At 75.1% G+C, this 17354-nt stretch carries 19 protein-coding genes; 8 read left to right on the plus strand and 11 right to left on the minus strand.

The window, feature by feature from the left end; genetic code table 11:
* Positions 1 to 36 precede the first annotated feature (36 nt).
* Entirely contained in the window at positions 37 to 423 is a 387-nt protein-coding gene (locus ABT093_RS18245) for a hypothetical protein (RefSeq protein WP_350565359.1), read from the minus strand.
* A gap of 12 nt (positions 424 to 435) precedes the next feature.
* Complete coding sequence (locus ABT093_RS18250) at positions 436 to 1167, minus strand: dienelactone hydrolase family protein (protein WP_350565360.1); 732 nt, start codon at positions 1165 to 1167, stop codon at positions 436 to 438.
* A gap of 258 nt (positions 1168 to 1425) precedes the next feature.
* On the opposite strand from ABT093_RS18250, the gene ABT093_RS18255 reads away from it, so the two are divergent.
* Together ABT093_RS18255 and ABT093_RS18260 are read left to right on the plus strand one after the other, a co-directional pair.
* Positions 1426 to 2457: a medium chain dehydrogenase/reductase family protein gene (locus ABT093_RS18255; protein WP_350565362.1), complete on the plus strand. Its 1032-nt coding sequence runs from the start codon at positions 1426 to 1428 to the stop codon at positions 2455 to 2457.
* Between the two features lie 543 nt (positions 2458 to 3000).
* Positions 3001 to 3474 carry a PLL family lectin gene (locus ABT093_RS18260; RefSeq protein WP_350565364.1) on the plus strand — a complete coding sequence of 158 codons (474 nt, stop codon included), beginning with the start codon at positions 3001 to 3003 and terminating at the stop codon, positions 3472 to 3474.
* Here ABT093_RS18260 and ABT093_RS18265 read toward each other — a convergent pair.
* The 3 genes from ABT093_RS18265 to ABT093_RS18275 form a co-directional block, all read right to left on the minus strand.
* Positions 3443 to 3868 (minus strand): hypothetical protein, encoded by a 426-nt coding sequence (locus ABT093_RS18265; RefSeq protein ID WP_350565366.1) that lies wholly within the window; start codon positions 3866 to 3868, stop codon positions 3443 to 3445. The two genes, ABT093_RS18260 and ABT093_RS18265, sit on opposite strands and share 32 nt — an antisense overlap.
* An 81-nt stretch (positions 3869 to 3949) precedes the next feature.
* Positions 3950 to 4681: a hypothetical protein gene (locus tag ABT093_RS18270; RefSeq protein ID WP_350565368.1), complete on the minus strand. Its 732-nt coding sequence runs from the start codon at positions 4679 to 4681 to the stop codon at positions 3950 to 3952.
* Between the two features lie 46 nt (positions 4682 to 4727).
* Complete coding sequence (locus ABT093_RS18275; protein WP_350565369.1) at positions 4728 to 5141, minus strand: hypothetical protein; 414 nt, start codon at positions 5139 to 5141, stop codon at positions 4728 to 4730.
* On the opposite strand from ABT093_RS18275, the gene ABT093_RS18280 reads away from it, so the two are divergent.
* From ABT093_RS18280 to ABT093_RS18290, 3 genes are all read left to right on the plus strand, one after another.
* The gene (locus ABT093_RS18280; RefSeq protein WP_350565371.1) at positions 5110 to 5418 is read left to right on the plus strand and encodes a VOC family protein; all 309 of its coding nucleotides are present in this window, start codon (positions 5110 to 5112) and stop codon (positions 5416 to 5418) included. The genes ABT093_RS18275 and ABT093_RS18280 overlap by 32 nt on opposite strands.
* Positions 5419 to 5448: 30 nt before the next feature.
* Positions 5449 to 5712, plus strand: a complete 264-nt coding sequence (locus ABT093_RS18285) for a VOC family protein (protein ID WP_350565373.1) — start codon at positions 5449 to 5451, stop codon at positions 5710 to 5712.
* A gap of 238 nt (positions 5713 to 5950) precedes the next feature.
* Positions 5951 to 7054 (plus strand): NADH:flavin oxidoreductase/NADH oxidase, encoded by a 1104-nt coding sequence (locus tag ABT093_RS18290; RefSeq protein ID WP_350565375.1) that lies wholly within the window; start codon positions 5951 to 5953, stop codon positions 7052 to 7054.
* Between the two features lie 30 nt (positions 7055 to 7084).
* On the opposite strand, the gene ABT093_RS18295 is transcribed toward ABT093_RS18290, so the two are convergent.
* Complete coding sequence (locus ABT093_RS18295) at positions 7085 to 7819, minus strand: hypothetical protein (RefSeq protein ID WP_350565376.1); 735 nt, start codon at positions 7817 to 7819, stop codon at positions 7085 to 7087.
* Positions 7820 to 8048: 229 nt separating this feature from the next.
* Positions 8049 to 8669: a DoxX family protein gene (locus ABT093_RS18300; RefSeq protein WP_350565378.1), complete on the minus strand. Its 621-nt coding sequence runs from the start codon at positions 8667 to 8669 to the stop codon at positions 8049 to 8051.
* 230 nt (positions 8670 to 8899) lie between these two features.
* Here ABT093_RS18300 and ABT093_RS18305 point away from each other — a divergent pair, with 230 nt between their 5' ends.
* The 3 genes from ABT093_RS18305 (at position 8900) to ABT093_RS18315 (ending at position 10908) form a co-directional block, all read left to right on the plus strand.
* The gene (locus ABT093_RS18305) at positions 8900 to 9781 is read left to right on the plus strand and encodes a helix-turn-helix domain-containing protein (protein ID WP_350565380.1); all 882 of its coding nucleotides are present in this window, start codon (positions 8900 to 8902) and stop codon (positions 9779 to 9781) included.
* Positions 9778 to 10065, plus strand: a complete 288-nt coding sequence (locus ABT093_RS18310; protein ID WP_350565382.1) for a putative quinol monooxygenase — start codon at positions 9778 to 9780, stop codon at positions 10063 to 10065. The genes ABT093_RS18305 and ABT093_RS18310 overlap by 4 nt, the downstream gene beginning before the upstream one ends.
* Before the next feature lie 153 nt (positions 10066 to 10218).
* Entirely contained in the window at positions 10219 to 10908 is a 690-nt protein-coding gene (locus ABT093_RS18315; protein ID WP_350565384.1) for a polysaccharide deacetylase family protein, read from the plus strand.
* Between the two features lie 40 nt (positions 10909 to 10948).
* Here ABT093_RS18315 and ABT093_RS18320 read toward each other — a convergent pair whose 3' ends face one another.
* The 4 genes from ABT093_RS18320 to ABT093_RS18335 all read right to left on the minus strand — a co-directional run bounded on the left by ABT093_RS18320 (position 10949) and on the right by ABT093_RS18335 (position 17340).
* On the minus strand, positions 10949 to 13012 hold the full coding sequence (locus ABT093_RS18320; protein WP_350565385.1) for a hypothetical protein: 2064 nt from the start codon (positions 13010 to 13012) through the stop codon (positions 10949 to 10951).
* Entirely contained in the window at positions 13009 to 14808 is a 1800-nt protein-coding gene (locus ABT093_RS18325) for an HSP90 family protein (protein ID WP_350565387.1), read from the minus strand. Before ABT093_RS18325 ends, ABT093_RS18320 begins: the two co-directional genes overlap by 4 nt.
* A gap of 259 nt (positions 14809 to 15067) precedes the next feature.
* Positions 15068 to 16195: a nucleotide disphospho-sugar-binding domain-containing protein gene (locus ABT093_RS18330; RefSeq protein ID WP_350565389.1), complete on the minus strand. Its 1128-nt coding sequence runs from the start codon at positions 16193 to 16195 to the stop codon at positions 15068 to 15070.
* A gap of 308 nt (positions 16196 to 16503) precedes the next feature.
* Complete coding sequence (locus ABT093_RS18335; protein WP_350565391.1) at positions 16504 to 17340, minus strand: LysR family transcriptional regulator; 837 nt, start codon at positions 17338 to 17340, stop codon at positions 16504 to 16506.
* Positions 17341 to 17354 lie beyond the last annotated feature (14 nt).

Genomic DNA, 17354 nt, shown 5'->3' on the forward strand with positions numbered 1-17354 from the left:
CGGTACGCGCTCGGCCGCGCACCGGGGGCGGGCCGGTCACCGCACCACGCGGATCTCCGGCATCGGCGGCCGTCGGGCACCGACCGGGCGGAGCAGAACGCGGCGGGCCCGCTCCCGGACCCCGCGCCGGCCCGGGTCGGTGGACGGCGCGTCCTTCGACCGGCGTCCGGCGTCGTCAGGACCGCTCGTCCGGGACAGCACCGCGTCGATCGCCCGCAGCTCCGCGAGGACCTCTCCGTCGAGGCGCCCCACCCCCGTCCGGTGATCGACCAGCCGGTGGGCGTGGCCGTGGTCCGGGGCGCGTTCGTCCGCCGGGACGCCGTGCCGGTCGAGCCAGGCGCGCCGGCCCTCCGCGCCGGCCGCCAGGGCGGTCAGGGACTCCGTCAGCAGCCGGTGTCCCGGAGCGGTTTCGGAAGGCGACACCGCCGGATCCGCTCAGGCGAGGTGGCGGGTGAAGAAGGGGAGGGCGGCGTCCCGTTCGTGGGGCGGGAGGTCGCCGTGGCGGCCGGGGTTGGCGTGCAGCGTCTTCTCGGCGGAGCCGAGCGCCTCGAACAGGGCGAGGCCCGCCGTCCGCGGCACGCGCTCGTCGTCCCACTGGAGCAGGAAGCGCACGGGGGCGGTGATCCGGGCGGCCTCGGCGGCCGAGGCGAGGGCCCCGCCGAGGCCGAGGACTGCGGCGCGGACGCGGGGTTCGGCCGCGACGAACGGGACGCCGAGTCCGCAGCCGAGCGAGATCCCCCAGTAGCCCACCGGGGCGGCGCCGACGTGGTCGAGCCGCTGGACGGCGTCCAGCACCGCCCGCCATTCGGGTACGGTGCGCCGGGCGACCAGGGCGTGGAACTCGGCGAGCAGGGGCCCGGGTTCGGCCCCGGCCTCGATGCGGGCCCGGTTCGCCGTGGCGATCCGGTCGTACTCCTCGTGCAGCGGCCGGTCGCCGTGGCCGGGGACGTCCGGCGTGACGACCGCGAAGCCGCACCCGGTGACGAGGCGGTGGGCGAGGGCCAGGACGGCGGGGGCCTTCTTGTGCTCGCCACCGCCGTGTCCGAGCAGGATCAGCGGGCGGGGGCCGGTGGAGCCGGCCGGCGTCCAGAGCGCGCCGGGGACGTCCCCCAGGGCGAAGAGCTGCTCACGGATGCCGTCGGACGACGTGTCGGAAGTGAAGCGCATTGCGGTACGGGCCTTTCGGGGTGCCTGTCGCGGGCACTCCCCGGGCCATGCGAGGGAGGGGTGCCCGACCTGTCACAGCGTTGATCGGTCCCACCTCCTCGGGTCGCAGCGGCGCACGGCGACGTGGACGGTACCACGGGGCGCCGGGGCCGCACAGGGGAGTTAGAGGGTCTCACTTAAATTGTTGACACTCACAACGGCAAGGAGTTACAACTTATAACGAACGCGAAATCCTCTAGGGAAATGGAGGGCGCAGCCATGAGTGAGCAGCGCCTGCTCGAAGTCGTCCTGCCCGGCGTGGTGGCCCCGGAGGGGCTGGAGATCCGGTACGGGACCGTGCCGGAGGCCGGCCGGGGGCAGGTCGTGATCGGGGTGGAGGCGACCGGAGTGTCGTTCGCCGAGCAGCAGATGCGGCGCGGACGGTACTACGACCAGCCGCCGTTCCCGTTCGTCCCCGGCTACGACCTGGTCGGCCGGGTGCTGGCCACCGGCGAGGGCGTGGATCCGGCGCTGGCCGGCCGGCGGGTCGCCGCGCTGGTCAAGGTCGGCGGCTGGGCCAGCCACGTGGCGCTCGCCGCCGCCGACGTGGTGCCCGTGCCGGACGGCCTCACCCCGGCCGAGGCGGAGACCGTGGTGGTCAACGGCATCACCGCCTGGCAGATGCTGCACCGGCTGGCGCGGGTGCGCGCCGGGCAGACCGTCCTGGTCCACGGGGCGAGCGGCGGCGTCGGCTCGGTGCTGGTCCAACTCGCCCGCGCGGCAGGCGTGTCGGTGATCGGCACCGCCTCCGCCCGGCATCACGGGGCGCTGCGGGAGCTGGGCGCCGCCCCGGTCGACTACCGGGCCGGTGACGTGCCGGCCCGGGTCCGGGAACTGGCCCCCGGCGGGGTGGACGCGGTGTTCGACCACGTCGGCGGGCGCAGCGTCGTCGACTCCTGGGGGCTGCTGGCCCCCGGTGGCACCCTGGTCGCCTACGGCAGCGCCTCCACCCGGGACGACACCGGCTCCAAGCAGTGGCCCGTGCTGAGGATCCTCGCCCGCACCTGGCTCTGGAACGCGCTGCCCAACGGGCGCCGCGCCCGCTTCTACAACATCTGGGCCGGCCGGGCGCTCGGCGAGGACGGCTTCCGCGCCCGGCTGCGGGCCGATCTCACCGAGGTGTTCGGCGCCGTCGGACGCGGCGAGGTCTCGGCCCGGGTGGCCGCCGAACTCCCGCTCACCAGCGCCGCCGAGGCGCTGCGGCTGGCCGAGTCCGGCACCGTCAGCGGCAAGGTCGTCCTGATCCCCTGACGCGCTCGTGCCGCGCGCGTCGGCGCCCGACGCGCCACGGCGAACTGTCGGCGGGTTCAGGGTGCTGATGACGCGCAGCCGGACACCGGATCAAGCACCCCGATCCGGAGGACCACCGGACCCACCGCCTGGGCCGCGGCGGTGGCGAAGGCCGCCCCATGGCCTTCCGGGCCGCTTCCGGCACGACATGCGGGCCTGCGCCTTCCACGCCTCGGCGCGCTGGCTCGGCCAGGAGCAGTGGGTTGAGGGTGACGCAGTCGAATCCGTTGTTCGGCGCGGCCGCCGTACCCTTCTCCAGCCCGTTCGCGGGCGGCTCGCCCGACCGGTCCGTCCGCGGCCTCGGTCGGCGGCTACGACCACGCGGGGAGGTTCGGGCAGCCGCGGGCGTCCTTCGGGGCAACGCCCCAGGGGCGCCCGGCCGTTACCGGCCGGTTGAGGCCGACGCTCCGTCACCGATTCCGTGAAGCTGGAGGGCAGGGGGCCAGTACCCGCCGCACCGCCCGCCGCCCGGCGGGCGGGCGGTGTGCGCATCGGAGGTCAGTGATGAAGGCGAATCGGCTCAGGAGGACGGCCGCCTCGGCGGCCGTGGTCCTCGCCACCCTGACGGGCACCGTCGTCGGAACGGCGGGAACCGCCGACGCGATCGAGATCCGGCAGTCGATGACGGTGCGCAACCCGTACTGCGAAAAGCCGGCGATCACGATCGAGACGACCGAGTTGTGGGGAGGTCAGATCCCCTGCGGAGGCGGATTCGGGGTGGACATCACGTCGCTCCTCTTCAAGAACAACGGGATGCAGGCCTTCTTCGTGGGGTCGGACTACGCGGTGTGGACCCGCTGGAAGGAGTACGGCGTCATGAGCGACTGGGTCTCGCTGGGCGGCCGTCTGACGGGCGACGTCTACATCAACGCCTGGAACACCTCCGGGTTCGTCCAGCTGACGGGGAAGGGCACGGACGGTCGGTTCTGGTTCAACAACCGTGACGTCAACGGTGGCTGGACCGGCTGGTTCCGGTAGTCCCGAGCGGGCGCCTTCCGCGATCCTGCCCGGCCGCGCCGAGGTGTTCGCGGGCGGCCGCCAGGTGGCGGGCGGCCGCGCCGAAGTGGTGGGAGACCAGCGGCAGGACCTGCGGGTCGAGTCTGCGGGTGAAGGCCCGGGCCGCCTCGAGCGGGGCGGTGGCGCGCAGCAGCATCGCGGCCGTCTGCGCGCCCTGCGGGCCGGGGCCGGACGCCTGGAGGCCGGACGCCGTCCGGCGCAGGAGGATCAGCGCGTCCTCGGCGTCCGGCGGGCCCTCGGTGAAGTCGTGGCCCCACCAGGACAGTTCGGAGGTGACGTCGTGCAGGTGCGCCTCGCAGCGCCGGAACCACCAGGCGGTCCACGAGGCGGGCAGGGCTGTGGGGGCGGTACTCATGTCGTCATTCGGCACAGGCCGATCATGTCCCACAAAATCCGTCCCCGCCCCGGTAATCCGGAAAAGTCGGTCGTCCGGGGATCAGCAGCCCCTGGTGTCGGCGGGCAGCACCAGGCCGGCCGTCACCAGGCGGGCGCCGGTCACCTTGACCTGCTGGCTGTACGGACCGGTGGGCGCCGGGTTCGGGGTGACCAGGTTGAGCCGCTCCGGCAGCTCGGTGTCCTCGACCGGCGCACCGGTGTGCACCACGGACAGCACGCCGGAGCACTGGGAGGTCTCCGGGGGCGCGCTGCCCGGGGCGACGCCGTTGGCCGGGCCGAGCGGCACCTCGACGGTGTCCAGCGGGCGGTAGGAGTAGGACGGCCGGCCCGTCGCGCCGGGGCCGACCTGGGACATCCGCACCGCGAAGCGGGTGATCTTGACCGGTACCGGGGCGCAGAACCGCTTCGACTCCTGGGTGTCGAGGTGCAGGCCGTCCAGGGACATGTAGACGCCCAGGTCGATGATGCGCAGCGAGCCCGGCAGGCGGACCAGGTAGCCGCTCAGCTCCGTGTCGCCGAGCAGCGTGGTGTCGGCGCAGGTCGCGCTGGGTGCAGGGGCCCCGGTCGGTGTGGGCGCCTCCGTCGGCTCCGGCGAGGCCGTGCCGGAGGCGCCGGCCGAGGCACCGGCCGAGGCGCTCACCGGGTCGGACGGCACCGGCGGCGCGGCCGCCCGGTCCGAGCCTCCCGAGGAGCAGCCCGCCACCCCCACGGCCGCGGCCGCCGCCACCGCGAGCAGAACCTTCCGGGACCGACCCGTGCGCTTCACATCCATGCCCCCACCTCCCCTGGAACGACGCCGATGATGCCAGAACTCGGCTTCACCTCGCGGCAGTTCGCCGGATTGGGTCGACATGCCGGGCTTCCACGTCCAGTACGAGGACGACCGCGCGCTGTACCTGCGCGGCACCGACGAGCTGACCCACCACAGCCTGGTGCTGCGCACGGGCGAGGCGCCCGCCCTGGACCACCTCGCCTACCGGGTGCGCACCCCCGGGGACGTGGACCGCGCCGAGGAGTTCTTCACCGCGCTCGGCTGCCCGGTGCGCCGGGTGCCGGCCGGCACCGGCACGCGCGGCGTCGGCGACGCGGTGCGCGTGGTGGACCCGCTCGGCTTCCCGGTCGAGTTCTTCCACGCGATCGACCGCGCCGAGCGGCTCATCCAGCGCTACGACCTGCGCCGGGGGGGCGGAGGTGGCGCGGATGGACCACTTCGACATCGTGGTGCGGGACATCCCGGCCGCCTACGAGCACTACCGCTCGCTGGGCTTCGGCTGCCCGGAGAAGATCGAGGGCGACGAGCACGAGCTGTACGCGGCCTGGATGTTCCGCAAGCAGACCGTGCACGACGTCGCGTTCACCAGCGGCGCCGGGCCCCGGCTGCACCACGTCGGGGTGTTCGCCCCCGAGGCGCACCAGGTGCTGCGCACCGCCGACATCTTCGGCTCGCTGCGGGCCGAGCACCACATCGAGCGCGGGCCGGGGCGGCACGGCGTGTCCAACGCCTTCTAACTCTACCTGCGCGACCCGGACGGCCACCGGGTGGAGATCTACACCTCCGACTACTACACCGGCGACCCGGACCACGAGACCTTCCGCTGGAACGTGCACGACGACCGGCGCCGGGACTTCTGGGGCAACGCCGTGATCGAGTCCTGGTACAAGGAGGCGGTCCCGGTGCTGGACCTCGACGGCCGGCCGCGGCCGGTGGTCTCGGCGGCCCTGGACGAGTCGGCCGTGCGGGTCGGCGCGGACGGCCTGGGCATCGTCCCCGCCCCCGCACCGGCCCCCGCCGCCGAGGGCTGACCCCGGCATGTCCGGCGCCCGTGACTCGGGCGGACATCCGGACGAACACCGAGGTGCGGACCGCGGCGGGCCCGGCCCCGGCGGAGCGGTGTGCTCCGCCGGGGCCGGTCGCCTCCCACGGGTCGGCCCAGGCTTGCACTTAGGCAGCGCGTGCAACTATTGTAGCGACAGTGATTGCAGCTGCAATCACTTATGGGCACGTCTCCTCCCAGCCTGCCGACCCGACCAGGAGTCCGACATGAGCACCGACCTCTTCAGCCCCTTCACCCTGCGGTCGCTGACCGTGCCCAACCGGGTCTGGATGCCGCCGATGTGCCAGTACAGCGCCGCACCGGACGGCGAGGCCGCGGGAGTCCCGACGGACTGGCACTTCACCCACCTCGCGGCGCGCGCCGCCGGCGGCACCGGGCTGATCATCACCGAGGCCACCGCCGTCAGCCCCGAGGGCCGGATCTCCCCGTACGACCTCGGGCTGTGGAACGACACCCAGACGGAGGCGTTCCGGCGGATCACCGCCTTCCTGAAGGCGCAGGGCACCGTGCCCGCGATCCAGCTCGCCCACGCCGGGCGCAAGGCCTCCACCGAGCGCACCTGGGTCGACCGCGGCCGCGCCATCGGCCCGGACGAGGCGCACGGCTGGACGCCGCTCGCCCCCAGCGCCGTGCCCTTCGACTCGGCACGGGTCACGCCGCAGGAGCTGACCGTCGAGCAGATCGGCGAGATCGTCCGCCAGTTCGCCGACGCCGCCCGGCGCGCGCTCGACGCCGGCTTCCAGGTCGTCGAGGTGCACGGCGCGCACGGCTACCTCGTCCACGAGTTCCTCTCCCCGCACACCAACCGCCGCACCGACGCGTACGGCGGCTCCTTCGAGGGCCGGATCCGCTTCGCCCTGGAGGTCGTCGACGCCGTGCGCGCGGTGTGGCCCGAGGAGCTGCCGGTCTTCTTCCGCGTCTCGGCGACCGACTGGCTCACCGAGAACCCCGAGGACGAGCGCGAGGGCTGGACGTCGGAGCAGACCGTCCGGCTCGCCAAGGAGCTGCACGCGCACGGCGTCGACCTGCTCGACGTCTCCACCGGCGGCCTGGTGCCCGACGCCCGGATCGAGGCCGGCCCCGGCTTCCAGGTGCCGTTCGCCGAGGCGGTCCGCAACGAGACCGGCATGCCGGTGGCGGCCGTCGGCCTGATCACCGACCCCGAGCAGGCCCGGCGGATCCTCGCCGAGGGCCGGGCCGACGCCGTCCTGCTCGGCCGCGAGCTGCTGCGCAACCCGTACTGGGCCCGCCAGGCCGCGACCGCCCTCGGCGGCGAGGTCTCCACCCCGGCGCCGTACCACCGGGCGTAGCGTCCCCGGCCGACCGGTGGGCGCCCCCGCTCAGCGGGGGCGCTTGCCGGTCAGCGCCTCCCAGCGGTCGTAGGAGTCCTCCCGCGCCTGGCGCGCCTTCGGAACGCGGGGGTCGGCGTCCCAGCGGGCGACGGTCTCGTCCAGGCGCCGCTGGGCCAGCGCCTGCTCGGAGGTGTCCTCCAGGGCACCGCGCAGTTCGGCCTCGGCCTCGCCGAGCAGTGACGCCCGCAGGAGCCGGGACGCCCGGGCGTCGGCGATGACGTCGTTGGCGCCCGCCACGAACTCCCGGACGCGCTCCGCGCTCGTCTCCCCGGCCGGGTAGGCCAGGCGGTGCCTGCGCCCCTGCGCGTCGACCACGGACACCCGGCCGGCCGCCTCCTCGTAGACCGTTATCTCGTGCAGCGGCAGCTCGGCCTTCCAGTCGCCGTCCTGGACCGCGAGCACGTGCGCGTGCAGGCGCAACGGGCCGAGCTCGTCGCGCAGTTCGCCCCGGCCCGGCTCCCGCAGTTCGGCGACGCGCCGTTCCCGCTCCCGCACCCGGCGGCGGTGCGCCGCGGTCGCCGACCGGACGCCGCCCCGCGCGCGGAACAGCTCCCACTGCCGGCGCAGCCACAGGAACCGCACCGCGGCCCGGCGCAGGCCGACGTCCCGGCGGGCCGGTCGGTGCTCGGGGCCGAAGGTGTGCCGCCAGGCGCCCGGATAGCGCCGCCGCCGCAGGACCACCGCGGCCGCGGCGAGCAGAACGGTCACCAGTATCCAGCCCATGGCACTCAACGCGACCTCCCCCTTCGGCGGCCCCGCCCCGGTCCGGGTGGCAACTCGGGTGGCCGTCCGCCCCGACGACTATCGGCAGCCCGGGGACGCCCGTCAAGGCTCCCGCGTCACATCCCCGGGGCGCGCGGTGGCAGTTCGGGCGCTCGCCGCGGCGGTCGGGGCTCCCCGGGGCCGGGGCACCGGGGCGCCGGCGAGCCGGGGCCGGCGGACCTGCCGGGCGTCAGGAACCGTGCCCGGCCAGTGCGTTGCGGCGCCGGACGTGCCCGGCGCGGCGGGGCAGGCGGGGCCGGCGGGGGCGTCCGCCGAGGTACGGGGCGGGCCCGGCTTCGGGGGCGGGCTCCGGGCCGGGATCGGAGTCGGGGCCTGGTCCGGGCCGCCGTTCCCGGGTGGCGACGGTCAGACAGGCCACCACCAGCACGAGGTTCTTCAGGATGTACTGCCCCTCCAGTGTGGGAACGGGCGGGACGCCGCCGGTCCACACGTCGTCCGGCAGCAGGACGAGGGTCGCGAACACCCCGGCCATGTGGACGAAGAACACGGCGAGGGTCAGCCGGAGCAGCAGCCCGGTGACCAGGCCGATCCCGATCGCGACCTCCATCAGCGCCAGCAGGAACCGGGAGACGCCGGGCGGCACCGTGTCGAAGGTCATCAGACTCATGCAGCGGGTCGCGAGGTCCTCGGCGGGACTGGCGCCGGGGAAGAACTTCGGCAGCCCGAACCAGAGGTACAACACCCCCACGCTGATCCGCAGCGCACCGGGGGCCACCCGCCGGTAGGCGCGGGCGAACACCTCGGCACGATGTCTGGACGACCGCACCACCCGTGCGGGAAACGACTCCATCTGCCCCTCCTTCGGATCGGTCAGAGTTCCCAGCACCCGGACAGCGACGGGGCGTACGGCGGCCGATGGGATCCGGGTGAGGGGCGGCCCGGAGCACCGGCCGTGGCACGGCCTGTCAGGTACTGGCTCAGAAGTCCGCAGCTTAGCGCCCTGGTGGCGCGCCGCATAGGCTTCCCGGAGCCGGATGACCATGTGCGGACGGCCGGTTGCGGTCTTCTAGCATCGCCGTCATGACTCCGATCCCGCCGACGTGCCCGCGATGGGGCCACGCACCGCCCGCGCCCGCGCTGCGGGCCTTCGTCGAGCGGTACTGGTGGTGCGAGGACGGCTCGGGCGCACTGCCCCGGCTGCTGCCGGGGACCGGTGCGGAGCTGTGGGTGCACTGGGCCGGCGGGGTGGACCTGCGGGCCGCCGCCGGCACCGGGGCGCCGACGCCGCTGCCGGGGGCGCACCTGGTCTGCCTGCGGCGCACCGCCTGGCAGTTGGACCGGCGCACCGGGGCGAGCGGCTTCCTGGCGGTGCGGCTGCGCGCGGGCGCGCTGCGCCACCTCGTCCCGGTCGGGCTCGACGAACTGGCCGACCGGATCGTGGCCGCCGAGGACCTCTGGGGCGCGCCCGGCCGGCGGCTCCTCGAACGGCTCCGCACGGCCACCGGCCCGGCCCGGCGGCTCGCGGTGCTCGACGGGTTCCTCACCGCGCGGCTCGCCGAGCACCACCGCCCGCGGTCCTGGCTGGAGGCCGCCGTCGGGGAGGTCTACCGCCGGCCGAACGGCCTGCGGATCGACCGCCTCGCCGCCTCGTCCGGAATCGGCACGCGCCGGCTGCAGCGGGCGTTCCCGGCGGCGGTGGGGGCCGGGCCGAAGGAGTTCCAGCGCCTGGCGAGGTTCCAGCGGCTCGCCCGGCAGCTGCTGCGGGAGGACGAACGCGACTACCTGCCGGCGGCGCTGGCGGCCGGCTACTACGACCAGGCCCACTTCGTCCGCGAGTTCCGCCGGCTCACCGGCGAGCGGCCGACCGCGCTGCTCGGGCGGGGCCTGTCGCATTTCTACTATCCGCCGCTCACCGCCGGCGGCGAGGCTGGCCCCCCACCGACACGGAAGGAGTTCCCATGACCATGGTGCTGGCGATCCTGCGGGCACGGCCGGAGCACGCGGACGCGCTGGAGGCGGCGCTGCGCGAGGTGGCCTCGGCGACGCGGCACGAACCGGGCGCGCTGGCGTACACGGTCGGCCGCCAGGAGGGCGACCGCTTCCTGGTGGTGGAGCGGTACACCGACCAGGCGGCCCGCGACGCCCACTTCGGCTCCCCCTACGTGGCCGACCTGCTCGCCCGCTTCCCCCGGCTCCTCGCCGAGGACCCGCAGATCGAGTTCGCCGACGCCCTCATCTCCCCCTGAGGCCTCCTGACGCCCCGTCGGGGCTGGCCGAAGTGCGACCCCCGGGTGCCCGGCACCCGGGACGGTGCGGGGACGCGGCGCTACATTGGGCACAGTGCCGGGGAGGGGGCGGGCACCGGGTTCGTTCCCGTGCCGCGGCCGTTGGGAGGACGTGTGTCTTCGCCTCGTGGAGCGGACCGGCCCCGGGGGCGCCGCGCCGCCCGGCTCGCTCTCGGAACCCTGGTCGCGGCCGCCACCGCCGTCGTCGCCCTGCCGGCCGTCCCGGCGCAGGCCGCCGGGGCCAAGGTCGTCTACCTCACCTTCGACGACGGACCGAGCCCGCGCTACACCCCGCAGGTCCTCGCGGTGCTCTCCCAGTTCGGGGTGCGCGCCACCTTCTTCGAGATCGGCCAGAACGTCGCCGCGTACCCCGACGTCACCCGGCGGGTGGCCGCCCAGGGGCACAGCGTGCAGAACCACAGCTGGTCGCACCCGGACCTGCGCAACGTCTCCAAGTCCGCGTTCCAGTACCAGGTGACGGCCACCGACGCGCGCATCCGGGCGCAGACCGGCACCACCCCGGGCTGCCTGCGCCCGCCGTACGGCGGGGTGAACGGCGCCGTGCGCTCGGGCGCCTCGGGCCTGGGCAAGAGCATCCAGCTGTGGAGCGTCGACCCGCAGGACTGGGCCCGCCCCGGCCGGGCCGCGATCGAGCGCCGCGTCCTCAACGCCGTCAAGCCGGGCTCCGTGGTGCTCTTCCACGACGGCGGCGGCGACCGCGGCCAGACCGTCGCCGCCCTCCCCGGAATCCTGCGCACCCTCAAGTCCCGCGGCTACACCTTCGCCCTGCTCCCCTGCCGCTGACCGGCGGCCCCGTCCGGGCCGGGGCCGCCGGCACTCCTCCTCAGTTCTCCTCGGCGTCCAGGAGGTCGTCCTCGGTGATGTCGTGGGTGGCCATCAGGGCGGCGGCCTCGGCGGTGGCGCCGTGGGTGCGGAGGGCGCGGACCAGGAGGAGGGCGGCGTCCCAGGTGGTGCCGGGGTCGTCGGCCGCGGCCAGGGCGGCGCGGGCCGCCTCCTCGGCGGCGGCCGGGTCGCCGAGGCGCAGGTGGGCCTCGCCCAGTTCGGTCAGGACGTCGGTGAGGTCCTCGGTGGTGTCGGGGGCGGGGTGGTGTTCGAGGAGGGTGCGGGCGGTGGCGAGGCGGTCGGCGGCCTCGCGGTGGCGGCCGGTCGCGCGGATCTGGTCGACGTAGCCGCGCAGGACGGCGACCACCTCCGTGGTGTGGGCGGGGTCGAGGGCACCGTCGAAGACGGTCCGGGCCTCCGTCAGGATGTCCCCCAGGAGGCCGGTCTCGGCCTCGGTCCCGCTGTAGGGGTGGCGCCACATCGCCTGGACGAGTGCGCGGAGCCGGTCGGCCTGGCGGCCGGCGGCGGCGAAGCCGCGGGAGGCCGCGAGGTAGCGGGCGGCTGACTCCTCGCCGTGGCCGAGCAGGCCGCCCAGCCGCACCTCCAGGTCGGGGCGGGCCGGCAGGGAGGCGGGGCGGTCGGCGTCCTCCGTGTCGTCCAGGAGCTGGCGCACCCGCTCGGCGGCGTCGCCGCGCTCGCCGCGCTGCTGGCCGATGCCCACCAGCAGCCAGCGGCAGGCGGCGGCCTCCTCCGGGGCGCCGTGCCGGTCCAGTTCGCGCACCGCCTCCTCCGCGGCCTCCGCCGCCTCGGCGAAGCGGTCGGCGGCCAGCAGGGTCTCGGCCAGCTCGGCGCGGGCGCGGGCCGCGCCGACCGGGTCACCGGCCGCGACGAGGGCCGCGACCCGGTCGGTGAGGCGGTGGACCCGCTCGCCGCTGCGCGAGCGGAGGTCCGTGCCGGATCCCGGCAGCGCGACGGGCCCGCCGATCGGACCGGCGGCCATCCACTGCGCCATCCGGGTGCTCTCGTAGCCGTTGCCGTTGCGCGCGTCGAACCGGGCCGCGAGGCCGCGCACGCGCTCGCGCAGCTCGGCGGCGAGTTCGACGACCGTGGTGTCCGGGCGGCGCCGGCCCTCGACGGTCGGGAAGCGCAGCGGCAGCGCCCCGTCGCCGCCCGCCTCCACGGCCGACAGCACGGCGACGGCCGCCGCGGCGAACTCCAGCTCGGCCAGCGGGGTCCGCGCCCGGTCCAGCCAGGACAGGTGGCGCTCGATCAGGTCGATCCCGCGCCCCGGGTTGCCGCTCCGGGCGCAGAACAGCAGGTTGGAGGCGAGCGCGCCGAGGTGCGCCGGAGTGTCGCGGATCCGCCGGTACGCGACGCGGTGCGCCTCGGCGGCCTCCGCGCCGCGGCCGGTCCGCAGGTACGGCAGCAGCAGTTCGGAGTTGATCCACTGCGGCTGCTCGGTGCAGCCCGAGCGCCGGGCCGGCTCGCCGATCCGGATCGCCTCCTCGTCCCGGCCGAGCGCGACGAGGGTGCGCACCTGGCTGCTCGGCACGCAGCCGGAGCAGTCCGAGAGGCCGTCGCGCCGGGTGCGCGCCATCTGCTCGTAGTACTCCTGGGCCCGGGCGAGGTCGCCGGTGGCCTCGGCGACCAGCCCGCGGTGCTGGAGGACGGCGTGCAGGCTGTGGCCGCCGCGCCGGTAGCGCCGCTCCATGTCGTCGAGCAGGTCGGCGGCCCGTCGCAGCGGGATCTCCGGGAACTGGTGGACGTTGGAGATCATCCACTTGAACTGCCAGAGCAGGGTGTGCTCGTGTCCGCCGCCGAAGCGCTCCGGCTCGCGGTCGTAGGCCGCCAGGCACCAGGAGAAGGTGAGGAAGGCCTTGGCCGGTGCCCAGCTGTGCTGGAACACCGACGTGGCCGACATCCGCACGGAGAAGGCGAACTCGACCAGCCCGAGGGCGTCCGCGTGCCGGACCACCTCCTCCAGGGCGGCGAACTTCGCCGCCCCGTTGGGCATGCCCAGGGTGCTGCGGAAGAGCTCGCGCAGCTCCTGCTCGGTGCGGCTCACTGCGCGCCTCCGGCGACGGCCCGGCCGATCAGGCCGAGGAAGGACTGGTTGAGCGCCGCGGTGTCGGCCGGGCGCAGCGGGTGGTGGCCGAGCAGCAGCGCCTGGACGTAGAGGCCCTCCAGGCACATCGCCCGCAGCTCGGGTTCGGTGAGCGTCAGCACCTGCCGGGCCAGCGGGTTGCGGTGGTTGAGGACCAGGCGGGGGCGGGGTTCGGTCTCGCTCTGGAAGCTGCCGAGGATCGCCGCCCAGGTGTCGTCGACCTGTTCGCGGGCGCCGCGCACGTCCAGCTGGAAGGCGGTGTCCTCGTCGAGCAGGTAGAGGGCGGGCAGGCCGGAGGGTTCGAAGGAACGGACCAGCAGGTCGCAGCCGAGCCGGGCGAGTACCGGGTCGGCGGCCGCGAGGAAGGGCGCGATCGCCCGCTCGTCCGCCGCCTCCAGGCGTGCCAGGTGGGTGGTGAGGTCGGCCGCGCGCAGCTGTTCGGTCTCCAGGGCGCGGTCCACGGTGGCGAGGCGGTCGATCAGCTCGGCGTCGTAGACGTAGCCGGCGTTGACGACGGCGAGTCCCTGGGCGGCGGCGACCGGTGCCAGCCGGCGGAACTCGTCCAGCTGCGGGGTGTAGCGCAGCAGCCCGTAGCGGGCGGTGAACTCGGCGAGGGTGAGCGGGCCGGCGTTGGTCTCCATCGGCCAGTACTCGGCGACCAGTGCGAGCATCTCGTCGTCGTGCAGGGCGAGCGCCTTGACGCCCAGGTGGTGGACCCGCAGGAAGGCGCGCAGCCGGGCGGGCTCCTGCGCGCTGAGGCGCACCAGCCAGCCGCGCAGCCGGTCGCCCAGCGCCTCGCGGGTGGCCTCCAGCAGGGAGTCCTCGTAGAGCGCCTCACGGCTGGCGGTGGGCCGCAGTTCCGTGGTGTCGACGACGCAGCGCACGAAGAACGCCCAGTCGGGCAGCAGCCGTTCGGCGCCCTCGGACAGCAGCATCTGCTTGAGGTAGACGCGGTGCGCGGCCGGGACGGCCGGATTGGCCGGCATCGGCAGGACGAAGGCGACGCCGCGCAGGCCGGCCTCGGCGGCGGCGAGGTCGACGACGTCGAACGGCGTGAAGCCGAACACCTCCTCGCAGTGGGCCTCCAGGCGGGCCCGGCGCTCGGCGGCGCCCTCGCCCTCGGGGCGGTCCCAGGGGGCCGGTCCGCCGGTGACCGGCTCGCCGTCGACGGTGACCGGGTGCGGGAGCCGCGCGCCGTAGTGGGTGACCAGTTCGGTGACGGCGCGGTGGGTCAGCAGGTGCTCGCAGCCGGGGCGCGGGCGCAGGGTGACCGTGGTGCCGGCCCCGGGGCGCTGCCGGTCGGCGGGGGCGGGCTCCAGGGCGTAGCTGCCGTCGGAGCGGCCGTGCCACAGCACGGTGGGCTCGCCCTCGCGGCGGGTGGCCACCTCGATGGCGTCGGAGACCATGAAGCAGGAGAGCAGTCCGATGCCGAACTGTCCCATGAACTCGTGCCGGGCGAAGCCCAGGTCGTCGCGCTTGGAGCTGCGGCCGATGGTCGCGAGCAGTTCGTGCACCTGGGCCTCGCTCAGCCCGATGCCGTTGTCGCTGATCGTCAGCGAACCGTCGCCGGTCGCCTCGCCGGAGGTGATGGCGATCCGGGGTGTGCGGGGCTCCGGTCCGTCGGCCTGGTGCAGGGCGGTGATGGCGTCGACGGCGTTCTGCAGCAGTTCGCGGACGTACACCTGCGGGCTGGTGTAGAGGTGATGGCTCAGCAGATCGACGATTCCGCGCAGATCGACGCGAAACGTTTGGCTCACGGATTCTTCTCCCCGGTCGTGTTGGGAGCACCCTAGGGCCCGGCACCGACACACGGGAGCGAATTTCGCGGATGGGTTCGAACGGCGGCCCGCCGCCGGGGAGGCGGAGTGCGGCCCGGTCGGTGAAGTCGACACGCTGATGGACCGGCGGGTGGCCGGCCTTCACGGACTCCGGATGGCCGGGCAGGCCGGCGCCGATGTACCGGACCGCCGTACGGGCGGTCCGGGGCATCGGCGGGCGGCCGGCAGGGCGGGCAGGTCAGCGGCGGGCGGTGACCAGGGCCTCGATGTCGGGGACGACCGCCGCCGGGCTCGGCAGGGCGTCGTTCTCGGCGCGCAGCCGCTCGGCACCCTCCCGCAGCTCGGGGTCGCCGACCAGACGGGTGAGCAGCGCGGTGTCCACGTCCGCCGAGGAGGAGCTCAGCGCGGCCCCGGTGGCGACCAGCGCGTCGGCCACCGCGAAGTTGTCGGCGCCCTGGGGCAGCAGCAGCTGCGGCAGTCCGGCCTGCATCCCGGTGAGGGTGCTGCCGGAGCCGCCGTGGTGGACGACCGCGTCGCAGACCCGCAGCAGTTCGGCGAGCGGCACCCACGGCAGCGGGTGCACGTTGGCCGGCAGGCTGCCCAGCTCGGCGAGGTCGGCGTCGCCGACGGCGAGCAGGAACTCGGCGTCGACCCCGGCGGCGGCGCCGGTCAGCGGGGCGATGGCGTCCAGGCCGTCTATCCCGGTGAGCACCGTGCCGAGGGTGACGGCGACCCTCGGCCGCACGCCCCGGTGCAGCAGCGCGGCGGGGACGATGCCGCCGCCGTTGTACGGGACGTAGCGCATCCGCAGGCCGCCCTCGTCGCCGCCGAGCGAGGCCGGCACGATGTTCAGCGGGGTGGTGGCGGCGGGCCCGGCCACGCCGTGCTTCTCGTAGACATCGGTGAACCTGGCGGCCAGCCGGTCGGCCATGTCGAGGCCGGAGCTGAGGCCGAAGTTCTGCAGGGCCGCCGGGATGTCCAGCTTCGCCGCGACCAGCTGGGCGGAGGCCAGACAGGAGTCGTGGACGATCAGCTGGGCGTCCCAGCCCCCGGCCACGGCGAGCAGGTCGTCCACGGTGGCGCGCGAGGCGAGGGCGAAGGCCGCGGCGCCGATGTCCATGATCTCGTCCTGCGTCAGGTCCGGCTGGGCGTAGTGCGCCTGAGTGCCGGCCACCTCCTCGAAGGCGTCCCGGACCGGCCTGCCGTCGCCGATCTCGACGATCGGGAACCCGGCCTCGCGGAGTTGCTCCCACGGCCGCGGACTGGCGAACAGCACCTCGTGCCCGGCGGCCCGCATGGCCTGGGCGGTCGGCACCATCGGGAACAGGTGGCTCGGTGCGCCCGGGCCGGTGAAGAGAATGCGCACAACTGTCTCCTGGTCGTTCTCGGGTCGGTCGTCATGGGATCGCGCGTCATGGGATCGCGCGGGGGCGGTCCATCCGTCGCCCACAACTGACGGACGATCAGTCGCTCTTCCCCGTGGGATCGATAATCGGACGTTCTGGGTCCCGGGCACGGGAGGCCGGGCAGGAGGTGGGAGCCGTGTCCCCCGGCGCTCGCCCGGCCGGGCCCGCTCACGCGAGTCGGCCGGTTCCCGCCGTCCGTGGACGGCTCCGGCGGCGCGGGGCCCGGCGGGGTGTCCGGCCACCCCTCGGGCGTGCGCCGGGCGGGGCGCTACCGGTCGGCGGCCCGCCCGTCGCCGGCCGGGCGCAGCACGGCGGTGGCGGTCTCCAGGAAGTCCGCCACCGGGCCCGGGCCCCCGTGCTCCTCCAGCACCGCCAGGCAGGTCGCGACCGGCGGGTGGTCGGTGACCGGCAGGTAGACCAGGTCCGGACGGGCGTACGAACGGGTGATGCTGAGCGGCACCAGCGCGACGCCCTGCCCGGAGGCGACCAGCTCGAACTTCTCGTCCAGGGAGGAGGTCCGCCGGCTCCGGACGTCGAGCAGCGGCTCGCCGTCGAGGTCGGCGAGGGTGAGGGTGGCGCGTCCGGCGAGCGGATGGGTCACGGGCAGGCAGGCGACCTTGGTCTCCTGCCCGATCGGCACGGTGCGCAGGCCCGTGTCGTCGAAGGGGTGCCGCAGGAATCCCACCTGCGCCCGGCCCTCGCGCAGCGGCGCGTCCCGCTCCCACCAGCGCTGCGGCAGCACGTCGACGGCGATCCCCGGGTGGCGGGCCGTGAACGCCCGGATCGCCTCCGCGACGTGCAGACCGGCGGAGAAGGCGACGACGATCCGCCGCTCGCCGCGGCCGGCCTCCCGGACCCGGCCCAGGGCGCCCTCCACCAGGCCGGCGATCCGGCCCGCCTCCTCGTACAACTGCCGCCCGGCATCGGTGAGTTCGACGCTGCGGGTGGTCCGGGTGAGCAGCGGGCAGCCGAGTTCCCGTTCGAACGCGCGGATCTGGCGGCTGAGGACCGGCTGGGCGATGAACAGCGCGGCGGCCGCCCGGCCGAAGTGGCGGTGTTCGGCGACCGCGACGAAGTACCGGAGCTTGCGCAGGTCCAGATCCATACCCGCACGGTATC

It is taken from the genome of Kitasatospora sp. NPDC002551 (genome assembly GCF_040296005.1).
GTDB lineage: Bacteria > Actinomycetota > Actinomycetes > Streptomycetales > Streptomycetaceae > Kitasatospora.